The sequence below is a fragment of the Paraburkholderia ultramafica genome (assembly GCF_902859915.1).
Taxonomy (GTDB): Bacteria; Pseudomonadota; Gammaproteobacteria; order Burkholderiales; family Burkholderiaceae; genus Paraburkholderia; species Paraburkholderia ultramafica.
Genome location: NZ_CADIKK010000013.1, coordinates 66,289 through 91,354, shown reverse-complemented (window position 1 = coordinate 91,354; position 25,066 = coordinate 66,289). Strand labels below are relative to the sequence as shown.

Annotated in this window: 20 protein-coding genes and 2 pseudogenes; 12 read left to right on the top strand and 10 right to left on the bottom strand. The window is 62.2% G+C overall.

Annotated elements, in window-relative coordinates:
• Complete coding sequence (locus HV744_RS15560) at positions 1-1,206, bottom strand: efflux RND transporter periplasmic adaptor subunit (protein ID WP_175150376.1); 1,206 nt, start codon at positions 1,204-1,206, stop codon at positions 1-3.
• A gap of 585 nt (positions 1,207-1,791) precedes the next feature.
• Here HV744_RS15560 and HV744_RS15555 point away from each other — a divergent pair.
• The 3 genes from HV744_RS15555 to HV744_RS15545 are packed head-to-tail and all read left to right on the top strand — an operon-like array spanning position 1,792 to position 3,033.
• Positions 1,792-2,166 (top strand): hypothetical protein, encoded by a 375-nt coding sequence (locus tag HV744_RS15555; protein ID WP_175150375.1) that lies wholly within the window; start codon positions 1,792-1,794, stop codon positions 2,164-2,166.
• A 4-nt stretch (positions 2,167-2,170) separates the two neighbouring features.
• Positions 2,171-2,518: a hypothetical protein gene (locus HV744_RS15550; RefSeq protein WP_175150374.1), complete on the top strand. Its 348-nt coding sequence runs from the start codon at positions 2,171-2,173 to the stop codon at positions 2,516-2,518.
• A gap of 23 nt (positions 2,519-2,541) precedes the next feature.
• Positions 2,542-3,033, top strand: a complete 492-nt coding sequence (locus HV744_RS15545) for a lytic transglycosylase domain-containing protein (RefSeq protein WP_175150373.1) — start codon at positions 2,542-2,544, stop codon at positions 3,031-3,033.
• Between the two features lie 861 nt (positions 3,034-3,894).
• Here the strand turns inward: HV744_RS15545 and HV744_RS15540 are convergent.
• The gene (locus tag HV744_RS15540) at positions 3,895-5,103 is read right to left on the bottom strand and encodes a porin (protein WP_175150469.1); all 1,209 of its coding nucleotides are present in this window, start codon (positions 5,101-5,103) and stop codon (positions 3,895-3,897) included.
• A 235-nt stretch (positions 5,104-5,338) separates the two neighbouring features.
• Positions 5,339-5,485, bottom strand: a pseudogene (locus HV744_RS15535) (IS256 family transposase); the annotation flags it as partial.
• A 489-nt stretch (positions 5,486-5,974) separates the two neighbouring features.
• Between HV744_RS15535 and HV744_RS15530 the strand changes: the two are divergent.
• The 5 genes and pseudogenes from HV744_RS15530 to HV744_RS15510 all read left to right on the top strand — a co-directional run bounded on the left by HV744_RS15530 (position 5,975) and on the right by HV744_RS15510 (position 11,308).
• On the top strand, positions 5,975-6,205 hold the full coding sequence (locus HV744_RS15530; protein ID WP_175150372.1) for a hypothetical protein: 231 nt from the start codon (positions 5,975-5,977) through the stop codon (positions 6,203-6,205).
• Between the two features lie 624 nt (positions 6,206-6,829).
• A complete protein-coding gene (locus HV744_RS15525) occupies positions 6,830-7,516 on the top strand; it encodes a glutathione S-transferase family protein (protein ID WP_175150371.1) in 687 nt (228 codons plus the stop codon).
• A 1,068-nt stretch (positions 7,517-8,584) separates the two neighbouring features.
• A complete protein-coding gene (locus HV744_RS15520; protein ID WP_175150370.1) occupies positions 8,585-8,725 on the top strand; it encodes a hypothetical protein in 141 nt (46 codons plus the stop codon).
• A 234-nt stretch (positions 8,726-8,959) separates the two neighbouring features.
• Positions 8,960-9,469: pseudogene (locus HV744_RS15515) on the top strand (hypothetical protein); the annotation flags it as partial.
• A 390-nt stretch (positions 9,470-9,859) separates the two neighbouring features.
• On the top strand, positions 9,860-11,308 hold the full coding sequence (locus tag HV744_RS15510; protein WP_175150369.1) for a carbohydrate porin: 1,449 nt from the start codon (positions 9,860-9,862) through the stop codon (positions 11,306-11,308).
• 138 nt (positions 11,309-11,446) lie between these two features.
• Here the strand turns inward: HV744_RS15510 and HV744_RS15505 are convergent, their stop codons facing one another.
• The 3 genes from HV744_RS15505 to HV744_RS15495 form a co-directional block, all read right to left on the bottom strand.
• Positions 11,447-12,766 carry an MFS transporter gene (locus tag HV744_RS15505; protein ID WP_175150368.1) on the bottom strand — a complete coding sequence of 440 codons (1,320 nt, stop codon included), beginning with the start codon at positions 12,764-12,766 and terminating at the stop codon, positions 11,447-11,449.
• Positions 12,767-12,942: 176 nt separating this feature from the next.
• Complete coding sequence (locus HV744_RS15500; RefSeq protein WP_175150367.1) at positions 12,943-13,701, bottom strand: SDR family oxidoreductase; 759 nt, start codon at positions 13,699-13,701, stop codon at positions 12,943-12,945.
• Positions 13,702-13,761: 60 nt separating this feature from the next.
• Entirely contained in the window at positions 13,762-15,201 is a 1,440-nt protein-coding gene (locus tag HV744_RS15495; RefSeq protein WP_175150366.1) for an aldehyde dehydrogenase family protein, read from the bottom strand.
• A 278-nt stretch (positions 15,202-15,479) separates the two neighbouring features.
• Between HV744_RS15495 and ppa the strand changes: the two genes are divergently transcribed.
• A complete protein-coding gene (ppa, locus tag HV744_RS15490; protein ID WP_175150365.1) occupies positions 15,480-16,007 on the top strand; it encodes an inorganic diphosphatase in 528 nt (175 codons plus the stop codon).
• Between the two features lie 298 nt (positions 16,008-16,305).
• On the top strand, positions 16,306-18,402 hold the full coding sequence (locus HV744_RS15485) for an FUSC family protein (RefSeq protein WP_175150364.1): 2,097 nt from the start codon (positions 16,306-16,308) through the stop codon (positions 18,400-18,402).
• Between the two features lie 30 nt (positions 18,403-18,432).
• Here the strand turns inward: HV744_RS15485 and HV744_RS15480 are convergent, their stop codons facing one another.
• A complete protein-coding gene (locus tag HV744_RS15480; RefSeq protein ID WP_175150363.1) occupies positions 18,433-18,753 on the bottom strand; it encodes a GIY-YIG nuclease family protein in 321 nt (106 codons plus the stop codon).
• A gap of 9 nt (positions 18,754-18,762) precedes the next feature.
• Positions 18,763-19,932 carry a GNAT family N-acetyltransferase gene (locus HV744_RS15475; RefSeq protein WP_175150362.1) on the bottom strand — a complete coding sequence of 390 codons (1,170 nt, stop codon included), beginning with the start codon at positions 19,930-19,932 and terminating at the stop codon, positions 18,763-18,765.
• Between the two features lie 132 nt (positions 19,933-20,064).
• On the opposite strand from HV744_RS15475, the gene HV744_RS15470 reads away from it, so the two are divergent.
• The gene (locus tag HV744_RS15470) at positions 20,065-21,765 is read left to right on the top strand and encodes an NAD+ synthase (protein WP_175150361.1); all 1,701 of its coding nucleotides are present in this window, start codon (positions 20,065-20,067) and stop codon (positions 21,763-21,765) included.
• 135 nt (positions 21,766-21,900) lie between these two features.
• Entirely contained in the window at positions 21,901-22,239 is a 339-nt protein-coding gene (glnK, locus tag HV744_RS15465; RefSeq protein ID WP_006048444.1) for a P-II family nitrogen regulator, read from the top strand.
• A 297-nt stretch (positions 22,240-22,536) separates the two neighbouring features.
• On the opposite strand, the gene HV744_RS15460 is transcribed toward glnK, so the two are convergent.
• Both HV744_RS15460 and HV744_RS15455 read right to left on the bottom strand, forming a co-directional pair.
• Positions 22,537-23,688, bottom strand: a complete 1,152-nt coding sequence (locus HV744_RS15460) for a porin (protein ID WP_175150360.1) — start codon at positions 23,686-23,688, stop codon at positions 22,537-22,539.
• A 589-nt stretch (positions 23,689-24,277) separates the two neighbouring features.
• Entirely contained in the window at positions 24,278-25,057 is a 780-nt protein-coding gene (locus HV744_RS15455) for an ABC transporter ATP-binding protein (RefSeq protein ID WP_175150359.1), read from the bottom strand.
• Positions 25,058-25,066 lie beyond the last annotated feature (9 nt).

The following is a 25,066-nucleotide window of genomic DNA, read 5'->3' as shown; positions in this document are numbered from 1 at the left end:
CTACTTCTTCGCCAGAGTCACTTTGGCGCCGTCCCTGATTTTGTCGTTCGGAGCCAGCACGAGCATATCGCCCGGTTTCACGCCGTTGACCGCGACAAGCTCACCGATCCGCTCGCCCGTCGTGACGGCTACCTCCCGCACCGTATCGTCCTTGACCACGTAGACCACCTTCTTGCCGTCGCGCGCGACGATCGCAGCAGGCCGCACCGCTACCACAGGCTGCTTTTCCTGCGGAGGAATCGGCTTCGCGAGAAAGGCGATCTTTGCGCTCATGTCTGGAAGCACGCGCGCGTCGCGGTCCACGAAGCGCACCTTGACCAGCACCGTCGCTTTCGACCGGTCCACCGTCGGCACGATGCGCGAAACCCTGCCTGCCAGTCGCAGGTCGGGAAATGCGTCAAGCTGGATCTCGCAGGGCTGATCGACCTTGATCCTCGATAGGTTGGATTCCGCCACGTCAGCTTCGACTTCGAGCGTTTCCATGTCGGCGATAGTCACGACGGCCCCCTTGCTGTCGGATGCCTGCGAGAAGGGCGTAATGTTGTCGCCCACGTTCGCATGCTTTTCGATCACCACGCCATCGAATGGCGCGCGAATCACGGTCTGATCGACAGCGACCTGAGCGGCACGAGCGTTGGCCTGTGCCGATGCAATGGCGGCCTGGCTGTTGTTGATCGACGCCTTGGCCTTGTCGTAGCGGGCGAGATCGGCATCGTATTGGGTTGCGGGGATGGCCCCTTGGGGCGCGAGTATCACGGAGCGGCGCAGATTGACTTCGGCGTTCTTCAGCTCGGCAACCTGCAGTTCAAGATTGGCCTGCGCCACTTTCACCTGCGCCAACGCCTGGGCTAGCGTCGCCGCGACGTCGTCGCTTTCGAGCCGCGCAATCACCTCGTCCTTTTTCACGTGAGTGCCTTCCAGTACCCCGAGCCACACGAGACGCCCCTGCGCCTTCGAGGCGACTGCGGCCTTGCGCTGCGGCACGACGTAACCGGTGGCATTGAGCAGCGTGTAGTTCTGCGACGGGTAAGCGGATGTCACCGTTGCCGTTTCCACCGCCTGCGGACCGGCCAGTCTGGCGGCAATGCCGAGCACCGCGATGATGATTAGCGCGACTACGCCATAACGAATCCAGCTGCGCCGCCGCGGGACAGTGCCGACCGGCGGTCGGTCGATTCTCAGCTTTTCCAGATTGTGATCGGCCAATTTTTGGACCTTGCACCGGTAAGCGGTCGCGTTCGTCGAGCGCCGTACGAGAACGCCGTTACGACGTCTCGCGATCGGGCCTTGGGTTCGGTGGACGGGCCCTCAGTATAGCGCCGTGCCCTGTCCGCTTTGGGTTGCAAGGACGGGTATCAGAGTCGAGCGGTCGCTCGGTACCTTCACTCACGGACAAGTGATCGGCCATTGCGGTCACCCGCCACATACTGCTCAGCACCTTCGACGAATGACTAGTTCTGCGCGAATCATATGTCCGGAGTCAACTGCGCACTTAGCGTCTTCCTTATTTAGTGCAGTTAAAAAGTCATCGGACGAGTCGGCGCCGCGAACGAAGCAAAATGACAGTCAAGCTCGCCACTTGCAGTCTCACGAGCCTTCATGACTGTGGCTTTACCCGACAGGGCAAGAAGTTCTTTGCTCGAAGGCGGCGGTGCGCGCAGTGACTTTCCGGGAAGCGGCGCCGCGAGAGCGAACTCTTTCTTTTTCGCAAACGTTTGCCGCCCGGGTATCAAGTCTCAGCTTCCCAAGCCGAAAACGCGTACATCGCCACGAAACTTTGGAGACCCCGACGTGACGCGCGTTGTGCTCTTACTTGCCGTAATGTTTATGACAGGCTGCGCACAACTGCAGCAGCCCAATACGGCTCAAGCCGAGAAACCTGCGGTGTCGAACGTGATCATGAAGTTCGACATTCCCGCCGATGCACTCGGCGCGCGCGATCCGCAACTGACTGCGGTGCTCGCCAAGGCGGGCGCGCTCGCCGCCGCGCAGAAGCAGCCCACCGTGATCCGCGCGACGGCGCTGGGCCAGGACTTCAAGTACATCAACCAGGCGATCTGGCGGGGCGTGCCGCAGCAGGGGCTCAAACCCACGCTCGAAAACCTTACGGCCGGCGCTAACCAGACGTACAGCGTCTCGATCGAGCCGCTACATGCGGGGAGCTGACACGATGCGCCTGATTGCTTTCGCCGCGGCATCGCTATGCTTAAGTTCGGCCGCATGGGCGGGCCAGCCCGCCGCCAGCGCGCCTGCAACTGCGGCCGCCACTGCCACCGCTGCCACCACAGCCTCTGCGGACAAGGTCTACCCGCCGCTGCCCACGCTCGCCATGCTGCCGCCGTCCACCGGCGACGACGACGACCTTCCCGCGTCGCGCTCGACGTCGCACAACAAGAAGAAGACGCACCAGCACGATTGCCGCTGCGCGATGCCGACGCCGCGCCTCGTCGTCTCCGATGCGTCGCGCACCTATCTCAAGGACATCGAGCGGCAGCTCGATTCCGCGCTGGCGCAGTAAAGCCGGATCTGGAGCCTCGACCCATGCACCAGCACAAGACCAACGCCTTCCGCCCTTTGCGGTCGTGGGTCATCTGCGCCTGGGCGGCGCTGCTGGCGCTCGCCAGTTCGGCCGCGCAAGCCGCCCCGCCCGCCGACGACTGCTTCGACAAGGCCGGCGCTTACCAGGGCGTCAATCCGCTCGTGCTGCGCGCCGTGGCATGGCGCGAATCGAAAGGCGACGCGACCGCCATCAACCGCAACGCCAACGGTTCGATCGACGTGGGGCAATTGCAGATCAATTCGATCCACTTTCCGGAACTCAAGAGCCGGGGCATTCCGCGCCGCGCGCTCACGGACCCGTGCGTGAATATCTTTGTGGCCGCGTGGCTGCTCAAGCAGAAGATGGTGCGGTTCGGCAACACATGGCGCGCGATCGGCGCGTATCACTCGGAATCGCCGCACGAGCGCGACGCCTACGCGCGCAGCATCCAGGCGATTCTCGTGAGCTGGGGGCAGTTACAGCCGGAGCGGTGAGGTTCAGGCGCAGGCCCGGCAAGGTCGTTGCCAGCGCAACAGCCTCGCTAGCCGAGCAGCTTGTTCAGGAGCTTGAGCCGGCGCCGCGCGACGGCCGGGTAAAGCTCGGCGCCCTGTAGCACAACACGGACCGAGGCCGGGCTCTTGCCACTCCCAAAACGCCTGTAATAACGAACGACGGAAATTATCCATGTCTGGCTAACGCTTCATAGGAGCAACGACAGAAGCGGTCATTTGCCGTTGCTTACGTACAGATGCGAACGACTGCTCGCCGACTTACACGTGCTCCAAAGCGGCCGCGCGCTGCGCGGTCGGCGTATCTGGAGGCCGCCGATTCGTGTTGGCTCCGGTTCATGCTCACGAAGGATCAGCCGTACATATTGGACGACCCGGTTGTGGATCCATGCGCGACTCCCCGGTGGCTGTTGTGTCCGTGAGACATCAGCGTTTATGTAGACTTCCGTCCCCTACGCAGGTGTACTCGGGCATACCGTGGCCTCGCCATCGCGAATGCAAAGCAGGGAGCCAAAACGTCAGTGTTGGGTTCGTCTTGGCATGATAAGCACGTGGGCGCCGCAAAAAAAAGCCCGCCACAATGGGCGGGCTAACTGTTCTCGGAGAACGCCTTCCGGTGACAGGACTACCGGCGCCGTCGTCAGGCCTCTCGCGCCCGAATAACGCGCTTGATGTAGCGTGTCACCCCTTCAAATACGCGGCTCTCCCCAAGGAGAAGCGAATCTTCCGCTCCCACGAGTCGAGCCCCACCGTTACAAATATCAGCCACCGAGGGGTGAGGAACACTCCTTCTTGCCGCACGCGGATCGCGGCAAGATCGGCGTTCCTCAACCGTTCGATCAGGCCTTAGAAGCGGGTACGGATACCGGCACCCACCACCACCTGGTTCTTCGTTGCCGCAATGCCGCCGATATAGGAGCTTGCGCCTGCAAACGCAGTCAAGCTCGAATTACCCGGTGCCGCCAGGTTCAGACCGCCATTCAGGTGTGACCAGTTCGCGACTGCGTACAGGTCGGTCCGCTTCGACACGGTGTAGTCCGACAACAGGCTGACCTGGCTCCACTTCGGCGATGCCGAGTTCTGAGGGTTGTCGAACTTGCCGTCGGTGAAGGTGTAAGCCGCGCCCAGGGTCAATGCCGGGGTAAGGCTGTAATGCGCGTTCACTTCGTAGTTCGTGAAATGAACGTATGCGGAGTTTGCAGCCGTCAACGTGCCGCCGCCCGGGAAAGCGGTTGCATTGTTCAGCTTGGTGTCCGTGATCACAAAACCAACCTTTGCCGGGCCGAACGTGTAGTTCAAGCCGCCGCCGAAGGTCCGCTGACGCCCTGCGGTGAAGTTCTGGTCACCGGTGCCACTGCCGTTGGCGCTGTTATCAACTGCACCACTGGAGTTGAGGCTGTTGATGTTGTTGTTAAGTTGCGTGTAACCCAACGTCGCCAGAATCGGGCCGTTGTTGTACAGGGCGCCGAAACTGTATGCACGATTGTTCCCGAAGCCCCCAGCCTGGTTCGAGAAGCCAAACAAGCCGCCGACGGTCAGACCGTAGTAATTCGGGCTCTGGTATTTCACCGCGTTGTTGACGCGGAACGTACCGAGCATGTTGTCGTTGTCCATCACGTGCGCGAAGGTATTGCCGCCCGCGCCGTTGAAGTTTTCCATCGACACACGGCTGACCCAGTCGTACATGAATTCGTTCTGACGACCGACGGTCAGGGTGCCGAGGTCGTTGCTCGACACGCCGACATAAGCGGCACGGCCGAATTCGCGGCCACCCTGGCCAAGCTTGCCGTTGCTCAGCGTGAAGCCGTTTTCCAGGACGAACAGTGCCTTAAGGCCGCCACCCAGATCTTCGGAGCCTCTCAGGCCCCAACGGTTGCTTTGCATCATGGCATTGCTCAAGGCGACATTGCTGTGGCCTGTGGTGCCGACGCGGGTGTTGTTGGTGTAGCTGATGCCGGCATCCAGCAGGCCGTACAGGGTCACGCTGCTTTGTGCATGTGCCGCGGTCGCGCCGAGTGCCGCAAGCGTCGCGGCAAAGATTACCTTCTGCTTCATTATCAAGACTCTCCGTAACTGATTGCTCCTCGCAAACAGGGCAGCGTCTGCGGGAAACCGAAGTCTAGCCTTGTATCTAGCCTTGTATACATCAGAAATTTTCTGAAATATGCATAACGTATCTTTCATGCAAATCTGACAAACAAGTAATCTTCAGGTCATGCAGCTACCATCGAGCGTGATAGATGGACGGCTGACGAGCTGGGACTTCGCGCGGCGAGTTCTGCTGAACCGGTTAATCGTTCACCGGCTCGCCGTTTTCGAAGGCAATGCCTTCCACCAATAGCTTGATCTTTCCGGGGCCATTGATACGGCGCGAGGTTTTCTTTGCCTACTCGGTTAGCTTGAATGCCAGACCAGGGAAGGTCGGTCGCGACATGCAGGGAGCACACCAGGCCCAAGATCCACGCGGCGAAGTCGGGGCGCAGCATATCGGACATGCATGCGCGAGTTTTTTGCTCAATAGAGCGATTGAGCATTTTGGTGGTTTGCTCTGGCAGCGCTCAACTAACTGGGGCCGTCACGACTGAGGACCGCACTCCGCCTGATAACGGAAATCAGATAGTCCTCTGTGTACGAAAACGACCGATTTCGGACAGGCGACTAAACTTGCCCGGTACAGAGCGGCAGGTGTTACCTGCAACTCGCATCGACCTGAGTCAATTTTTCGTGGCAATCCCGTCTTTATTGTTTTCACCTGAATCGCTCTTTCCGGCACGCAGGCCATTGAGGACGCCTGGGTCGCTATCAGCCGCTCCAACTCTTGCCCGAACTGGAAAGATACATTTCCGGCTGGACGATTTATTCAATGGTCAGCGACGAATATAGTCTGGTCATTACGACGCAGTTACCATTTGTTTAGGATAAGAAAATGAAATCGCTGAAGATCGCCCTCGTTGCCATGTCGCTGTGCGCTGCTGTTGCCCACGCCCAAGAAACCACCGCACCTGCAGCAAAAGGTGCGGCTAAAAAAGCCGCACAGCTTGAAGTGCCCCGCACCGAAGGCCGCGTCGCACGACGTTCTGCTGCGCCGGCTGACGAGAGCAAGAGCGAAGAGTGTGTCGGCCCGGTCACCTTCTGCGACATCTTCGCCGGCGGTTAAGCGCAAACCGAACATCCACAGTTTCCGGCCATCAACACTGCGTGCGGCGCATCGTCGACGACGAATCAGGTCGTCCGCGAAGGTTGCGCGGGCGTTTTTGATCGAGACCACGAACGCCTCGCACAGCCCGCCCGATCGGCCACTCGAACGTGCTTTCAGCCTCCCGCAGTGTGCGGCGAGCCGACCTCGGGAAGTGATCTCGCCGTTGCGGAAGCACTGGCATGGCGAGAAGCACTGGTACGGATTGCTCCCGCGCAAGGTGTCATCGGCCAGAATCGCCATCGAAATCTGAGCCGCCGCACACAGCGCTTGAAAATAAAGCTGGCTCGTCCGACGCATCGTCGGTCGCCTTCGCTTCGCCAGATGGCCACTCATCGCACATCAGCAGACGTTCACCATGCGACTGCGAAGGACAGTTCCTGGCCGGAGCCCTCTACCGCGCGAGCGGTTTCGTTCACCGACCCACTTCTGCCGGTCGTGTTCACCGATAGCGAACGTGCAACGCTCGACATGAGCAGTAAGCGCCGGCGCGAGTCGCTAACCTCAGTATGAGTCGGGTCCACTGCAAAGAGAAGTCCGCAACCCTATAATCATCAGCCGTCCCACTCGTTCACAGGTTGTCTCATGATCAAGTTTTACTACCACCCTGCGCCCAACCCCGCCAAGGTTGCATTGTTCCTGGAAGAGAGCGGACTGCCGTATGAACTGGTGCCTGTCGACATCCGCAAGGGCGAGCAGCACGCCCCGGCCTTCACGGCGATCAACCCGAACGCGAAGACTCCAGCACTGGTCGATGGCGATGCGACCGTCTTCGACAGTAACGCCATCCTGCTGTACCTGGCCGAGAAGACGGGTCGGTTTCTACCGGTGACCACTCCCGAGGCGCGGGCGCAAATGCACTCGTGGCTAATGTTCGTAGCCACCGGCATTGGTCCTTACTCGGGCCAGGCGGTGCATTTCAAACACTATGCGCCGGAGCCTTTGGACTACGCGGTCAACCGCTACGACTTCGAGGCGTGGCGCCACTGGAGCATCATCGATGCGCAGTTGGCCCAGCATCGCTATATGCTCGGAGACGAATACACTCTGGTGGACATGGCCGTGTGGGGTTGGGCGCGGGCCGTGCCTTTCGTCCTGGGGGCGGATGCGTGGGAAAAGCTGCCGCATGTCAAGCGTCTGCTCGACGAGATCAACGCCCGACCAGCGGCGCAGCGCGCTGAAGCGCTCAAGGCACGTCACGCGTTTAAGACCGAAATGGACGAAGACGTACGCAAGGCGCTGTTTCCCCAGAACGCACCGCTTGGCGCCTGAGCCAACTGGAGTTCCCGCGAGCGTCTCCAACGCGGCCAACCGCTGCGGGTTTGAGCGGCGGTAGCCCAGTGGCTGCCGCCAGGAAGCTTGAATCATTCAACGGCCCTCCTCGGGCCTTCTGGTGCGCACTATTCCGATCGAATGTCCGCTATGCGCGACTCAGTCGGAAGGATCTTTGGCCGACTGCTGCCCCATGCCGTCGGCCGTAGTCGACCCACAACCGTCCTTCGAGCCACGATCACGTGCGGCCGTTCTTTGGGGTAATAGCGGCCGCTGATAATGGGACGCGATAGTAGAAAGAAGCGTTGGGCAAGTCGCGTTTTCCATGTACCCGCAATGACGCAGTTGCCAGCCAGCGACAGCATCCGTACCGCGAGCAGCCTGGTTGTTCTGCGAGGTCGGCAGTCGCGCCCGTACAGGCCTCGAGCGAGGCACGCGGCAAAACGTCGCGCTCAATCGTTTCTCGGCGGGTGCAGATGCACAGTGAAGCCGCTTTCGTGCTACCAGTAAGGCGCGGGGTGAGCGGAAGCAGGAGGGCTTGGTACGACGTTCTTTTCCAAATTTTTACTTGTTTCAGTATTTGAGGTCGCATTAAAATGCGAACGCCTTAACAAATGGGGCTGATGCCTTGGACACTTGTAGTAGTCGACCTTCGAACAGTTTCGCTGCCTGACCCGCAGGACGTCCGCGCTCTCTTTTCTCTGCCGCCGTCCTGCCAACAGGCAGACGGTGCGCGCCGTAGTAACCCTCTCCGTGCACTTTGATTAGCGCCATGTGGACGCAGCGATTGCGTGCGTCTGCGTGGCACCGTGTCGCGAGCATCAACTCGCGGCTGCGTACGTCCGCGCCTTTTTGAATCACTGGCGTGGGCGGGCGCGTGGACTAACACGTGCGTACCAGACGCCGACAAGGAGCCGCCATGCCGGACAGTGACAGTTATCCCATATGCCGCTCACCTTTACCTAAGGGAAGCGAGTAGACGCTCCTTGTCGCGCGCATAGTGCGCCCGACCTCCGCGTCTGCTGGCTTTCCGCGAACCGCGTTAAGCCAAACGCTTGGAGCAATATCATGAACTTCGGCCTGCTTCTGTCGCAACTGCCGCACGTCCAGGAATCGCGCGCCCACTACGACACCGTGCTGTCGCTACAACCGCGCGAACCGCACAAATTCGCTGCCTTCTGGCAACGCCTCAAGACTCTCATTTCGTAAGCTCTTCCGCCATACGCAAGCGACGTCCTCGTTCTCGAGGACCGACACCCTTGCGTATGCCGGAGGCGCGCGGTTTCTGCAACGCCGCTCAGGAAAAAGAACAAATGGCTACACCCTCTCGCGCTACACCGCCTAGCAGCACCGTGCTCGATGACGCCCATGTAGGCGATATCACGGGTGCTTTGGGCACCATCGCTCGACACACGACACCAAGCCGCGCACCAACAAGTACGTGGGCCACACAGCCGAAGTCGTCTAGCCATCGCGCTGCTGGACGCCTGCCTCATCGGTGCGGCGTCGGAGTCGCTGGCGGCCGCGTATGCCATCGGCGACGTGTTCAACATGCGCCACTCGTTGCATCGCCTTGTGACGGACGCGAAATGCTTTTATCTCGTGTACTTTGCCATCATCTGGGTGCTTGTAATGCTGTCGATCATCTTGACCACCTCAATAGCGTACCCGGACATCAGTGGCGACACGATTCTCAAGGTGCTCGGCAGTGGCACGTTGCCAGCCGTTATCGCCTACGCCGCAGTGGTGGTGATGGGCAAGCTACGCCGCAAACCCGTGGAAGCTGCCATAAAGACTTATAGCAAGGAAGAGCGCGATGCGTGAGATATGCCCCCTTGAAGATCGAACCCAACGCTGTCCAAGCGTGTCTGGATGGGGGTGCTGTGCTGCTATCTTGTCCTGGCGGTAGCCCTGTTTATCGTCAAGGTCGTGCAGATGACTTTCTTCAAATAGCGCGGGCATTGGCGTGCTGTGCTTTGCTCCCCATCGCGCGAGTACGCCGCTAAAACCTGCACCTTTACATCTGTTGTGCATGCGGCGTCCGACCGGAGCACTGCCACGTCGGTCGGATCGACTGACGTGGCTTCGACAACGAACGCCGCATTGTCCGTTCCTGCTCCGGGCACAAGCCAATAGTTGCGCAAGAAAAAAATGAACCGGCCCCTTCGGCCGGATATCGTTGAATGAAACCGACTTAGAGAAACGATGAAGCGACACCAGTCTTTCGCCATCCCGAAGTGCGCCAATCGGCTCCCACGGCTAACGTTCAAATCAGTGTGCGCTGCCACGGCGTTCACTGTCGTTGCGGGCACCGCGCAAGCGGCCACTCCGACGGCAAACCCGATGGCCAATCCGGCAACGCCGAATCTGCCGGTGCCGCAGCCCACCGCTGACGCATCGCTACCGGTCGCCTCGACGGCCAGCGTTGCGCTCGCGCAGCTTGCGGCCGAAGACGCGAGGTCGGCAACGACCAACACTGAGCCCGCATCTGCCGCAAGCGCGGCAGATGCGGCAAGCACCGCGGCTGCTTCACCGGCGCCCGTCGACGCCGGGCCGCAGCGGTGGAATGCGCATATCCAGTCGACCTATATCTTTCAGACCAAGGACTCTATGCATGCGCCGTACACGGGTGCCAACAGTCTGCTGCCACGCCGTGAATACGGCTGGTCATGGTCGGTGACCGCTGCTTTCGGGGTGAGGCTCTGGTCGGGCGCGGAACTGTACTTCGACCCGGAGATGGTCGCCGCCCGAGCGATCTCCCATGCGGCTGGCCTCGGTGGCCTGGCCGACGGCGAGATCTCGAAGACCGCGGACCCCAACCCGACCACCTACTACGCACGGCTTTTCCTGCGCCAGACGTGGGACCTCGGCGGTGACCACACACCCGTCGATTCGGATATGAACCAGCTTGCCGGGCCGGTTGCGTCACGCCGGATCGTACTGACGATCGGCAACTATTCGCCCACCGACATCTTCGGGCAAAACACCTACGCAGGCGATCCGCGCACGCAGTTCTTCAACGCTGCGCTGATGACCTATGGCGCATGGGACTATCCCAGCGATGCTCGCGGCTACACGTGGGGAGCGGCACTCGAGTACTACCGGGACGCCTGGGCCTTCCGCGTCGGCCGTTTTCTTCAGCCGCGCGACCCGAACGGTCTGCAACTCAATTACCGCCCGTTTGAGGACTACGGCGATGCTGCCGAAGTCGAGCACAATCATTCCGTTGCGGGACGCCCCGGCAAACTCAGCGCGCTGGTCTACCGGAACCGCGCGGACATGGGCGACTACGGGGAGGCTGTGCAATACGCGGCGATCTACGGGGGCACTCCCGCGCTGTCTAATGTCCGCGCCACGCGCGTGAAGACCGGTTTCGGCGTGCATGCCGAGCAGAGCCTGACGGACGATATCGGCGCGTGGATCAGCTGGAGCCAGAACAACGGTTCCGACGAGGAATATGCCTACGCGGAAATCGATCGGCAACTGCAAGCCGGCGTCTCGATCAAGGGAACACGATGGCATCGCCAGGTCGATACAGTCGGCATTGCGTATACAAACAACGGACTGTCAGGTGCACACGCGGCGTATCTGGCAGCGGGCGGAATAGGAGGATTTCTTGGCGATGGCGCTCTGAGTTACCACACGGAAGATATTTACGAGCTTTACTACAGCGCCCAGATTGTCGAGGGCGTGACAGCGTCGCTCGACTATCAGCACATTGCCAACCCGGGGTACAACCACGATCGCGGACCGGTCGACTTTTTCGGGGCCCGGATGCACCTGGCGTTCTGAGCCCCCAAGCGCCGTCGTTGCGGATAGGGAGCCCGATACTGCTTGGCTCATGCGACCCGGAATGGCCGTTTGCTAACCCCGCAAACGGCCATTAACTCTCCCGCGCATTGGCAGGCCCCCCGCACCGGCAAACCCGCTTCACTTATTAACCATCTTCGCCGGCACACTAATCGCGAGCAAACCGCCCAACACCATAAACGCCGCCAGCATATACATTCCCGAATCATTAGCCGCAGTCGCCTGCTTGAGCCAGCCCACCGCATACGGACTGAGAAAGCCCGCCAGATTGCCGATCGAATTGATCATCGCGATACCGGCGGCCGCACCCGTCCCCGCAAGAATCGCCGTCGGCAGACTCCAGAACAGCGGCAGCGTGGTCAGGATGCCCATCGTCGCGAGCGTGAGCGACGCCATCGCCAGCACTGTGTTGTGCGTCCACACCACCGAGAGCACAAGGCCCACTGCGCCTGCGAACGCCGGCAAAGCGATGTGCCAGCGCCGCTCGCGCTGGCGGTCCGCGCTGCGCGCGACGAACACCATCGCCACCACTGCCGCCGCGAACGGAATCGCGGACAGCAGGCCGATCATGAACGCATCGGTGACGCCGGTCGTCTTGATGATGGTCGGCAGCCAGAAGCTCACGCCATACAGACCCATCACGAACGAAAAGTACGTGAGGCTGAACATCAACACACGCCCGTTCGTGAGCACCTGACGAATCGGCATGTCATGCTTGGTCGCTTCCTCCGCGGATACATGACGCTCAAGCAACTGCTGCTCTTCCTTGGTCAGCCACCTGGCCTTCGAGATGCGGTCGTCCAGCATCAGGAACACCATGATCCCGACGATCACCGACGGAATCCCTTCGAGCAGAAACAGCCATTGCCAGCCATGCCAGCCGTTCATGCCGTTGAAGCTCTTCAGGATATAGCCCGACAGCGGTCCGCCGATCACGCCCGACAGCGCGATCGCCGTCATGAACCAGGTGGTCATCCGGCCGCGCCGGTGCGCCGGATACCAGTAGGTGAGGTACAGGATGATGCCGGGGAAGAAGCCCGCTTCGGCCAGGCCGAGCAGAAAGCGCATCACGTAGAACGTGGTCGGCGTGGTGACGAACATGGTCAGCATCGAGATGATGCCCCACGACACCATGATCCGCGCGATCCACACGCGTGCGCCGACCTTGTGCAGGATCACGTTGCTCGGAATTTCAAAGATGAAATAGCCGACGAAGAAAATCCCCGCGCCGAAGCCGTACACCGCATCGCTCAGGCCGAGATCGGTGCTCATTTGCAGCTTGGCGAAGCCGACGTTCACACGGTCCAGATACGCGACCACGTAGCAGAGCATCAGGAACGGCGCGAGCCGCCAGTTGACCTTGCGGTAGGTGGCCTCTTCAAAATCGGAAGGGGGCGCGCCGGCGCCGGGATGGTGGAGCGGATCTGCGGGACTAGCCATGGTGTCTCCTCTTTTCTTGTGGAATTGACGTACCGCCGTCGAGCGATTCTAGCCGTGTCGAGTGGTTTACATGACGAATGAATACCGGGGGAAAACACTGACTCCGGCAAGGGCCGCGCGTGACCGGCTCGCTTGCGCGGGCGCGGTCACCGCAGTCACGTCCTGCCGGCGCGACGCTATACGCAGCGTCCGCCGTCGACTTCGAGACACACGCCGGTGATGAACTCCGCTTCGTCGGACGCCAGATAGAGCGCCGCGTTGGCGATGTCCTGCGGCGTCGAGAAGCGCCCGAGCGGAATGCCGGCGAGAAAGCGCTGGCGATTTTGCGGCGTATCTTCGACGCCCATGAACTCGGAGAGCAGCGCCGTTTCGCCGATCACCGGATTCACGCAGTTCACGCGAATCCGGTCCGGGCCGAGTTCGACCGCGAGCGACTTGCTCGCGATGATCACCGCGCCCTTGCTGCCGTTGTACCAGACGAGCCCCGGACGCGGCCGCACGCCGGCCGTCGACGCGATGTTGATGAAGCTGCCGCCGCCTTGCTCGCGGAAATATGGCACGAACTCCTGCACGCTCCAGTAGATGCTTTTGACGTTGACCGCGTAGACGCGGTCGAACTCGGCTTCCGTCACTTCCAACACCGGCTTGTTGCGATGGGTGGTGCCGGCGTTGTTGACGACGATCTGCACGCTGCCGAAGTCTTCGAGCGCGGCCTCGCGCAGTGTGCGCCAGTCCTCGCGCTGCGCGACATTGCCGGCCACCGCGATGGCCTTGCCGCCGGCCAGCGCGATTTCGCTGGCCACGCGCTCGGCGGCCGCGCCGTTCAGATCGTTGACCACCACGTTCGCGCCTTCGCGCGCGTAGGTCTTCGCGATGCCTTCGCCGAAACCCGAGCCGCCACCCGTGACGATGGCCGTTTTACCTGTCAACCGCATGATGTCTCCGTTGCTTGTTGTGAATGGTGATGCGTTGTTGCGTTGAAGCGGGATGCAGCACTAGCCGTGCCGGATCGCGATGGTTTTCAGCACGGTGAAGCCGTACAGCGCTTCGAAGCCTTTTTCGCGCCCGTGGCCCGAATGCTTGACGCCGCCGAACGGCAACTCGACGCCGCCGCCCGCGCCGTAGTTGTTGATGAATACCTGGCCGGAGCGCAGCCGGCGCGCGAGACGCATCTGCCGCGCGCCGTCGCGCGTCCAGATGCCGGCCACGAGGCCGTACTGCGTGCCGTTGGCGAGCGCGAGCGCTTCGTCTTCGTCGCTGAAGGACATCGCGGCGAGCACCGGCCCGAATACTTCGTCGCGCGCGAGGCGGTGGCTCGCGGGCACGTCGCGCAGCAGCGTGGGCGCTTGATAGAAGCCGCTTTGCGGCGCTTCGGGAATCACTTCGCCGTGCGCCGCCATCGCGATGCCGTTGTGCTGCGCGTCAGACAGGAAGTCCCACACGCGCTGCTGCTGTTTCGCGTTGATCAGCGGCCCGCAGTCGAGGTCGGCCTGCGCAGGGCCGACGCGCAGCGCATGGAACGCGCTGCTCAGCCGGTCGAGCAAGGGTTCGTAGATGGCCCGCTCGATCAGCACGCGGCTGCCCGCCGAACAGGTTTGCCCGGCGTTTTGCACGATCGCCGAGACCAGCACGGGCAGCGCCGCGTCGAGGTCCGCGTCGGCGAACACGATTTGCGGCGACTTGCCGCCCAGTTCGAGCGTGACCGGCACGTGATTTTCGGCGGCCATTTGCGTGACCAGCTTGCCGGTTTCGGGCGACCCGGTGAACGAGATGTGATCGATGCCGGGATGGCTCGCGAGCGCGGCGCCCGCTTCATGTCCATAGCCGGTGACGATATTCAGCGCGCCGGCCGGCAAGCCCGCTTCGGCGGCCAGCTCGGCGACGCGCAGCACGGACAGGCAGGCGTCTTCGGCTGGCTTGACGACGCACGCGTTGCCGGTGGCGAGCGCCGCGCCCACGCTGCGGCCGAAAATCTGCATCGGATAATTCCACGGCACGATGTGGCCGGTCACGCCGTGCGGCTCGCGGATCGTCAGCACCGTGTAGCCGCTTTGATAAGGCAGCGTTTCGCCGTGCAGCTTGTCGGCCGCGCCGGCGTAGAACTCGAAATAGCGGGCGAGGGCGGCCGCATCGCCACGCGCCTGCTTGAGCGGCTTGCCGGTGTCGCGCGCCTCGAGCTGCGCCAGTTCTTCCTGGCGGGCGGCGACCAGCATCGACAGCCGATACAGCACGCGGCCGCGTTCGGCCGCGCTCGCCGCGCCCCATGCGCCTTCGAACGCGCGGCGCGCGGCATGCACGGCGGCGTCGATATCGGCCGCGGTGCCGCGCGCGAGACGGGTGAACGGCTGGCCGTCCGATGGATCGAGCACGGCGATCGTCTCGCCGCCGGATCCGGCGGACCACTCGCCGCCGATGAAGTGTCGGGCTTCTTCCACGCATGCTCCTTCACGTAACTGAGGTAACTGACGTAGCGCGCAGCCGGGTCTGGCGGCGCGTGTTCACCAACGAGAGGCACAACCGGGAGACGCCCGACGATTATCGCGCCGATCCGACCAGGGATGCCACCGGGCGATTGGCTATAATGGCGCATTCCGCACTGTCCGGCCGCAACGCCGCTCGACGCGATATCCACGCAAGATCCACGGATTCACGCCACCCGAGCTCGCGCGCCGCGCGCCGTGTTTCCGACTTCCATCCTGATCAGAGAGCGCTCATGAGCTTCAATCACGTCCCCGCAGGCAAAGACCTTCCGCAAGATTTCAACGTCATCATCGAAATCCCGGCGCAGAGCGATCCGGTGAAGTACGAAGCCGACAAGGACCTGGGCCTGCTCGTCGTCGACCGTTTCATCGGCACCGGCATGCGCTATCCGGCCAACTATGGCTTCATTCCGCAAACCCTGTCGGGCGACGGCGACCCGGTCGACGTGCTGGTGATCACGCCGTTCCCGCTGCTGGCAGGCTCGGTGGTGCGCGCACGCGCGCTCGGCATGCTGCAGATGACCGACGAATCGGGCGTGGACGCGAAGCTGATCGCCGTCGCGCACGACAAGATCTGCCCGATGACCGCCGACCTGAAGTCGATCGACGACGTCCCGGCCTACCTGAAAGACCAGATCAAGCACTTCTTCGAGCAGTACAAGGCGCTGGAGAAGGGCAAGTGGGTGAAGGTCGACGGCTGGGCGGGCATCGAAGCCGCGCACAAGGAAATCAGCGAAGGCGTCGCGAACTTCAAGAAGTAAGCGTGCGTCACGCTGCCGGTTGATAAGCCGGCTGGTTGAACAAAACCGCGCGAGCCCGACAGGGCCGCGCGGTTTTTTCATGGGGTTTTCAAAGCGTTCGCCTACTGTGCGACAGGTATGCGCGGCATCCCTGCCCAGGCTTGGGGCTGAGCGCATAGATACAGTGAATCGCGGGGATGAAGCGAAGGCATTTTTATATTTAGGTGTAAACCCTTATCATTCGGCGCTTGCTGGATCGAAGCGCAGACATGGCGCCAAACACAACGCCCATGCGCGTTTTCAGGAGCACACCGTCCGGATGATGAACCGCAAGTCCCACCCGTCATCGTCGCCACGCTGGTCGAGCCGGCTGTACGCGCTCGTCAGCGCGATCTATCGCAAGCGGCCGGTATGGATGGTGTCGTTTGCGGCGAGCGAGGCCAGTCTGTCGGAAGGCTTGAGAGCGGCGTGCGCGTCCACGGCGATGCTGGCGGTGGGCAGCGTGCTGCACGATCCGATCTTCGCATGGGCCGCGATCGGCGCTTTCTGGACCTGTCTCGCCGACGCCGCCGGCTCCAACCGCGCCCGCTTCGCGTCGATGATGGGCTTCGCGTTGCTGTCGACGCTATGCGGCGGCATCACCGCTTTCGCGTCCGCGGCGGGAGCCATGTTCGCGGCGCTGACGGTGCTCGCGTTCACCACCCTCGGCGGGTTCGGCAGGATCTGGGGTGCCGCCACCTCGCAGGTGACGATTCTCGCGGCGACTGCCTGCGTGGTGATGGTCGACCGGCCGATGCACGATGTCCGCGCCGGCATCGCGTTTCTCGGCGTCTACCTGGTCGGCTGCCTGTTCGCGGTCGTGCTGAGCCTGACCGTGTGGCGCATTCATCCGTTCGGCGCGAGCCGCTCGACGCTGCGCGCCGTGTATCTGCGGCTCGCCGACATCGCATTGGACAGCGCCCGCCTGCTGGAGCAGCGCGCGGCGCCGCGCGAGTGGGCCACGCATGCCGCCCAATTCCGCGCCGATGCGCGCGCCGCGCTGGAGCGCTCGCGCAAGGCGCTGGCCAGCGTGCCCGCGGCGCGAACGGGTGGCCGGCAAACTTACGACACGCTGCTCGGCTTGCTGACCGATGGCGAAGCGTTGTTCGCGTATCTGATCGCCGTGTCCCGCGCGAGCGAAAAAGTCCCCGACCACGCGTGGCGAGCGAAGCGTGCGGCACGGCTGCTGACCGCACTTGGCGAGGTGCTGCGCGGCATCGGCACGGCGGCCAACGAAACGCGCTGGGAGCGTCTCGCGAATTTGCAGCTGCGCGTACGCCGCCTGGCGACGCGGCTCGAAAGCGCGTTGCTGGAACCCGTGACGCTGCAGTCCGACTTCGAACTGGTCGATTTCGCGCCGCTCTATGCGCAGCCCGAACGCTGGACCGACAGCGCCGCCCGTCTGGCGACGCGCACATGGGCGACACTCAAGGCCAATCTGTCGAGCCAGTCGGTCGGCTTGCGCCACGCGGCGCGCGTCGGCGTGACGAGCACGACGGGCTTCCTGGTGATCCGCGCGCTGGGGCTGCCGTTCGGCTACTGGGCCACCATGGCGACGCTGCTGATCCTGCAGCCGTCGATTGCTGCGACCTGGCCGCGCAGCATCGAGCGCGCGGCGGGCAGCATTGTCGGCGGGGTGCTGGCGGCGGGGATCGGCTACGCGATTCATTCGCCGCTCGGCATTTCGCTCGCGGTGTTTCCGCTCGTGATGGCCACGATGGCGCTGCGGCCCGTCAGCTACAGCCTCTTCGTGCTGTTCCTGACGCCGACCTTCGTGCTCGTCGCCGATTTCGCGACGCCGGGCGCGAACGAATTTGCGTTCGCGCTCACGCGGCTCGGCAACAACATGCTCGGCTGCGCGCTCGCGTTGCTGGCCACGTTCTATCTGTGGCCGACGCGCGAGAAGGTCGATTACCGCGCTGATCTGAGCGAAGCGGTGCGCGCGAATGTTGCGTATCTGCGCGCCGCGTTGGAGTCGCCGCGTCGAAGCGAAAAGGAGATGGAGCGTTTGCGCAGAGCCGCGGGTCTCGGCAGCAATAATGCCGAAGAGGCCATCGGCCGGATTCGCCTCGAAAAACTCGAGGACTCGATGGTCGATACCGTGACGCTGACCGTGCTCAGCCTGTTGCGCAGGATGGCCGGCACCGCGACGCAGTTGCGCCTGAGCCCGAACCGGCGCGACGTGTGTGATGAACTCGGCGATTGGGTCGCGCAGGTGAGCGCCGATATCGACGCGGCATTGAATCGGACGTTACGGCCGGTTCGGCATGAGCTTCCCGCACGGGACAGGCTGACATCCCTGGAGGCGGATGCGGTGGGCGAGCTTGCGCGGATGCAGCGATTGCTGACCGAGCGGATGCGGGAGGCGCGGGGGTAGTTCGTGAAGGCGCAAGAACCAGCCGCACCGTTACGAACCGTCAGTCTCCTCTTGCGTCTCTCCAGTAGCAACAGGCTCGGGCACCGGCATCACCGATTCGAGCGTGCGCAGCCCCGCGCCAAGCGCCCGCTTATCGACCGGCGACAAACGCTTGACCCAATACTCCGCGCGCGATGCGCTCGACCGGTCCGCCAGCTCGAACGACACCAGCACACGCACCGGTTTGCGCGAGCGCGTATAACGCGCTCCCACGCCGCTCACGTGTTTGTCGAAGCGCGCCTGCACGTCGGTGGCAATGCCGGTATAGACGCTGCCGTCCGAGCATTCGAGCAGATAAAGAAACCACGCCATGGATGCGCTTTAACCTTTGAACGGATTGTGTTCGCGCAGCTCGTCCACGTACGCGTGGATGCTGTTCTTTTCATTGTCGAGGAAGTGGCCGACCGCATCGGCGAAGGCCGGATGCGCGAGCCAATGCGCGGAGCGCGTCACCGTGGGCAGGAAGCCGCGCGCCATCTTGTGCTCGCCTTGCGCACCGCCTTCGAATGCGCAGAGCTTCTCCTCGATGCAGAATTCGAGCGGCTGGTAGTACGCGGTTTCGAAATGCAGGCACGGCACGTGTTCCAACGCGCCCCAGTAGCGGCCGTACAAGCTGCCACCGGTCTGCGCGTCGCGCTGGTACACCACGAGCGAACTGGCGATCGGCTTGCCTGCGTATTCGGCGATCACGAGCAGCAGGTTCTCCGGCATCGACGCGCCGATCATGCGAAAGAAATCGAGGTTCAGATACGGACTCGAAAAGTGTTCGCGGTAAGTCTGCCGATAGCACTTGCTGAAGAAACGCCAGTCCGCGTCCTGAATGTCCTCGCCGCGAATCCGGCGCATCGTCACGCCGGCCTCGCGGACCTTGCGGCGCTCGGCGCGAATGTTCTTGCGCTTCTTCTGTTCGAGCGTGGAGAGGAAATCGTCGAAGTCGTGATAACCGTCGTTCAGCCAGTGGAACTGCACGCCTTCACGCTGCATCATGCCCATTTCGGTGAGCGCGTTCGCTTCGGTCTCGGTCGGAAACAGCACGTGCAGCGACGACACGTCGGCTTGCTCGGCGAACGCCATCAATGTGGCCGCCAGATGCCGCAACGCATGCGTGTCCGCCGACAGCAGGCGGTTGCCCTGCACCGGCGTGAACGGCACCGCGCACAGCAGCTTCGGGTAATACGGCAGACCGTTGCGCTTGTATGCATCGGCCCACGCCCAATCGAATACGTACTCGCCGTACGAGTGCCCTTTCAGATACACCGGCGCGGCCGCCACGAGCCTGTCCGTGCGCGGATCGGTCAGCGTGACGAATTGCGGCGCCCAGCCGGTATCGGCGACCGCGCATCGGGTCGCATGCAGCGCGCTCAGGAACTCGTGCCGCAGAAACGGCGTGGGTTGCGACTGCTGCGCGAGGAGGGCATTCCATTCGGCGGCGTCCACCTCGGAGGGCGACGCCAGAATGCCCGTGCGATAATCAAAGCGTTCCTGGTTCAATCTGTGTGACTGTTCCCAATGAGCGGCGCGGCGCCGTATGTGCCGCGTCGTTTGTTTATCCGATTTGTCCGTGCCGTCGAGCTAACCAGCCGCGGTACTCGCAAGCCACCTGGCTTGCCTGTCGATCCTGCCATGAAGACCCGAATCGCTCTTGCTCAAATCAATGTCACTGTCGGCGACTTCGCCGGCAACGTCGCGAAGATTGTCGCCGCCGCGCGCGCCGCGCACAACGATGGTGCGAAGTTGCTGATCGCGCCTGAACTCGCGTTGTCCGGCTATCCGCCCGAAGACCTGCTGCTGCGTCCCGCGTTCTATACCGCGAGCGCGGCGGCATTGGCCGACCTCGCCGCGCAACTCAAACCGTTCACCGGCCTGCATGTGATCGTCGGCCATCCGCTGCGTGACGTCGAGCACAGCGCGGCGCACGGCCATGGTAATGCAAACGCGCCGATCCAGCGCGGCGTGCCGCCGGTCGATACGTTCAACGCGGCGTCGCTGCTCGTCGACGCGGAAGTGAAGGGCACCTATCGCAAGCAGGATCTGCCCAATACCGAAGTGTTCGACGAGAAGCGCTACTTCGCGTCCGACCCGCAGCCGTTCGTGTTCGAACTGGACGGTGTGAAGTACGGTGTGGTGATCTGCGAAGACGCGTGGCATGCGTCGGCCGCGCAAATGGCGAAGGCGGCGGGCGCGCAAGTGCTGCTGATCCCGAACGGCTCGCCGTATCACCTGAACAAGGAAGCGGTGCGCTTCGACATTCTGCGTGCGCGGATTCGCGAAACCGGTCTGCCGATGGTCTACGTGAATATGGTCGGCGCGCAGGACGAGCTGGTGTTCGACGGCGGCTCGTTCGTGCTCGACGCGCAAGGCGAGCTGATCGCGAAGATGGCGCAGTTCGACGAAGCGACCGCGATCGTCGAATTCGAAAACGGCACGCCGCTGCCCGCGGCGATCGCCCTGGAGCAGCCGCTCGAAGCACAGGTGTACGCCGCGCTCGTGATGGGTGTGCGCGACTACATCAACAAGAACGGTTTCCCGGGCGCGCTGATCGGCCTGTCGGGCGGCGTGGATTCGGCGCTGGTGCTGGCGGTCGCGTGCGACGCGCTCGGCGCGGACCGGGTGCGCGCGGTGATGATGCCGTCGCGCTACACCGCCGACATTTCGACCACCGACGCCGCCGAGATGGCGCGCCGCGTCGGCGTGCGCTACGACGAAATCGCGATCGCGCCGATGTTCGACGCGTTCCGCGGCTCGCTCGCCGCGGAGTTCGCGGGCCGTGCCGAAGACGCCACCGAAGAGAACATCCAGGCGCGCATTCGCGGCACCTTGCTGATGGCGCTGTCGAACAAGTTCGGCTCGATCGTGCTGACCACCGGCAACAAGAGCGAGATGGCGGTCGGCTACTGCACGTTGTACGGCGACATGGCCGGCGGCTTCGCGGTCATCAAGGACATCGCCAAGACGCTGGTCTACCGGCTGTGCCGCTACCGCAATCAGGCCACCACGTTCAGCCAGCGCGACGTGATTCCCGAGCGGATCCTGACGCGCGCGCCGTCGGCGGAACTGCGCGAGAACCAGACCGATCAGGACAGCCTGCCGGAATACGAAGTACTCGACGCGATCATGCGCATGTACATGGAGGAGGACCGTTCGCTCGCCGAAATCATCGCCGAGGGCTATGCGGCCGACGACGTGAAACGCGTCACGCGCCTGATCAAGATCAACGAGTACAAGCGCCGCCAGGCGCCGATCGGCATTCGCGTCACGCATCGCGCATTCGGCCGCGACTGGCGCTATCCGATTACGTCGCGCTACACCGAGCCGGTGGAGTGAGCCGCGGCGAATCGCTGCCGTCTCGCCCGAAGCAAACCTGAAGCACGCGCCGGAATGCCGCAACGCATCCGGCGCGGCGTAGAATAAAAATCATCCTTTCCGTTTCACTCTTCCAGTCACGAGACGAGGTTCGCCATGAAGCGCATCACTGCAGTCATCAAACCGTTCAAACTCGACGAAGTGCGCGAGGCGCTCGCTGAAGTCGGCCTCACCGGGCTGACCGTTACCGAGGTCAAGGGCTTCGGCCGGCAGAAAGGCCATACCGAGCTCTATCGTGGTGCAGAGTATGTGGTCGACTTTCTACCGAAGGTGAAGATCGAAGTGGTGGTCGCGGACAACCAGTGCGATCAGGTGATCGACGCGATCATCGGCGCGGCGCGCACCGGCAAGATCGGCGACGGCAAGATTTTCGTCGCGGATGTGGAGCGTGTGATCCGTATTCGTACCGGCGAAGAAAACGAAGCAGCGGTTTGAACGTCTGAGTTCGCAACGTCAAGCGCAGATAGCCAGGTAACAAGCGGGTAAAAAGCAGGTAATAAGCGCAAGCAGCAGGCGCCGGTAGTGTCCCCATCCGATCAGAGCCACGTACGCACCGACCCGGTGCGCCGGGCAGTGGCAAAACCGCGGGCAAAACCGCGCGCTCAAATAAAAAACGGTGCAATACCCTTGCGGGCATTGCACCGATACGCGCCTCTCGCAGCAGCGTGAAAAAGATTCTCTTGACGAACTCGTTACGCCCCGAAGGAAGTTCCCTCGGGGCACACCACGGGTTTAGAACGAGTGTTGAATACCTGCATACACGCCGGATTGAGCCTTACCCGGAAGCGGGTTGTCGGTCGCAGTCGCCAATCCAGGATTGTTCGCATTCAGGCCGAAGTTAGCGTTACGGCTGTTTTGTGTGGTAGCAACCTGGATATCAAGCAGCGTGCGCTTGGACAGGTTGTACGAACCGCCGATCGTGTAGATCGTCGCATTGCCCGCGCCATTGTTGCCGTTCACGTGGTAGACCGCTGCAATCAGTGCTGCAGCCGGCGTTGCTTGCCACGTTACACCGCCCCATTCGTGATCGAGCGTGGTCGGCTGGCCCGGCAGAACGCCGGTAGCACCTGCCGAACGGATAGCCTGGTAAGCGCCCTGAACCTTGAACTGGCCGAGGAAGATGTTGAACATGGCCGAGTATTCACGCGATGCCGAGAATACGCCGCCAGCCGCGTTGGCCGTATTGATGGTGCCGACTTGCGGACCGTACAGGCCGCCGTTAGCCGGGTTGCGGATTTCGTCGTACATGCCGCGGATCTGGAACAGCGAGTTCGTGTACGTGATCTGTGCACCAGCTTCGCGGCCTTGCGGGGTCGTGCCGTTGCCGTTCCAGCTCGTTGCGTTCGACAGCGCGTATTGACCGTAGAAGTCAAAGCCTGCGATCTTCGGCGACTGGTACGCGAAGTTGTTGCTCGACTGCGGCCAGTTGCGGCCGCGCACCAGCGATGCCGACGACCAGTTCGATTGACCGAACGGGTCGAAGTCCCACACGCCGTTCGAGATGAAGAGCATGCGGCCCATCGTGAACGTACCGTATTGGTCGTTCGCCAGGCCGATGGTTGCCCAGCGATTGAAGAGACCGCCGCCGCCAGGACCTTGGCCCGTCATCGTGTTGAACGAGCCTTCCAACTGGAACAGAACCTTGTTGCCGGCACCGATGTCCTCAACGCCCTTCATGCCCCACAGGCTGGTACCCCAGTCGCCGCTTTCAGCTTTCCAGCGGTTGGCGCTGCCATTGGCCGCGCCGTTGACGTTGGCACCGGTCGGCACGCCCGACATGTATTCGATACCCGCATCAAGGCGGCCATACAGCGTCACGCTGCTTTGGGCGTGTGCAACAACGCCGGCCGACATCAGCGCAGCGGCGAGCAAAGCTTTCTTCATCTTCTCCTCCATACCCTGTCAAAAAGTGAAACCCAGTACTGCGAATGGTGTTCGGACACGGGTGGTGCCGAACAGAAATCGGTACCAGGGAGATTAGCGGGTGGATTGGGCGTCCTGCCGTGACGTGTAGCCTTCGGGCTATCTGCTCGTCATGCCGATCCCTCGCCGACGGGTTCTCCTCTGTGCTTTGAAGTGAAACTACTTTTAATCAACTTTGTTTTGCTACTTTGGTTACCAATTTATCAAAAATACCCTGTACTGGGAGAAGAAATTAGTTCCTGCATTACGGGGTGTCTCCAAATTGCAATAAGAATGTGTGCAATGACCCGTTACAGTACCCCGGAAAAGCGCGCAACCCCTTATGCGACAAGGGAATCACGGTTCGGCGGGAGCAATGTTAAGGATTGCCACTATTGACGCATCAGAAGTGGCGGGGTAGGGCGGATAAGCGGAGGAGGAGGCCGCCTGGAGCGGGTTTCGCGGCCTTCACAGCAGGAATTCACGGGTGAGAGAACAAAAAAGGCGCTCGTAAGCGCCTCCCTGTAATGCTATTTCGAATACATCCCAAATACCAGGTTTTGGGCTGCATTTATTTGAGACTTCCGGAAAGGAACTGCTTCAGGCGTTCGCTTTTCGTGTTCCTGAATACCTCGTCGGGATGGCCTTCTTCTTCGACGCGGCCCTGATGCAGAAACATCACGTGATTCGACACGTTGCGCGCGAACGCCATTTCATGCGTGACGACGATCATCGTGCGGCCTTCTTCAGCCAGCGTCTGCATGACCTTGAGCACTTCGCCGACCAGTTCCGGGTCGAGCGCGGAGGTGGGTTCGTCGAACAGCATCACGTCGGGATGCATCGCCAAAGCGCGCGCGATCGCCACACGCTGCTGCTGGCCGCCCGACAGATGCGACGGATACTGTTTCTCCAGACGCGGTGCGAGGCCGACCTTCTCCAGATATTCGCGCGCGCGCTCTTCGGCTTCCTTGCGCTTCAGACCCAGCACGTTGACCGGCGCCTCGACGATGTTCTCGAGCACGTTCATGTGCGACCACAGGTTGAAGTGCTGGAACACCATCGACAGCCTGGTGCGCACGCGCTGCAACTGCTTCGGGTCGGACACGCGCAACGCGCCGTTCTTGCCGGTCTGCGTGCGGACTTCCTCGCCGTCGACGAAGATGCGCCCGGCGTTCGGCTGTTCGAGAAAGTTGATGCAGCGAAGCATCGTGCTCTTGCCCGAACCGGACGAACCGATCACGCTGATCACGTCGCCGGCCTTGGCCTGCAGCGACACGCCCTTGAGGACTTCGTTGTCGCCGTACTGTTTGTGGAGCTCGTCGACGAAGAGCTTTTGCTTCTTGGTGTTCATCAGGATCCT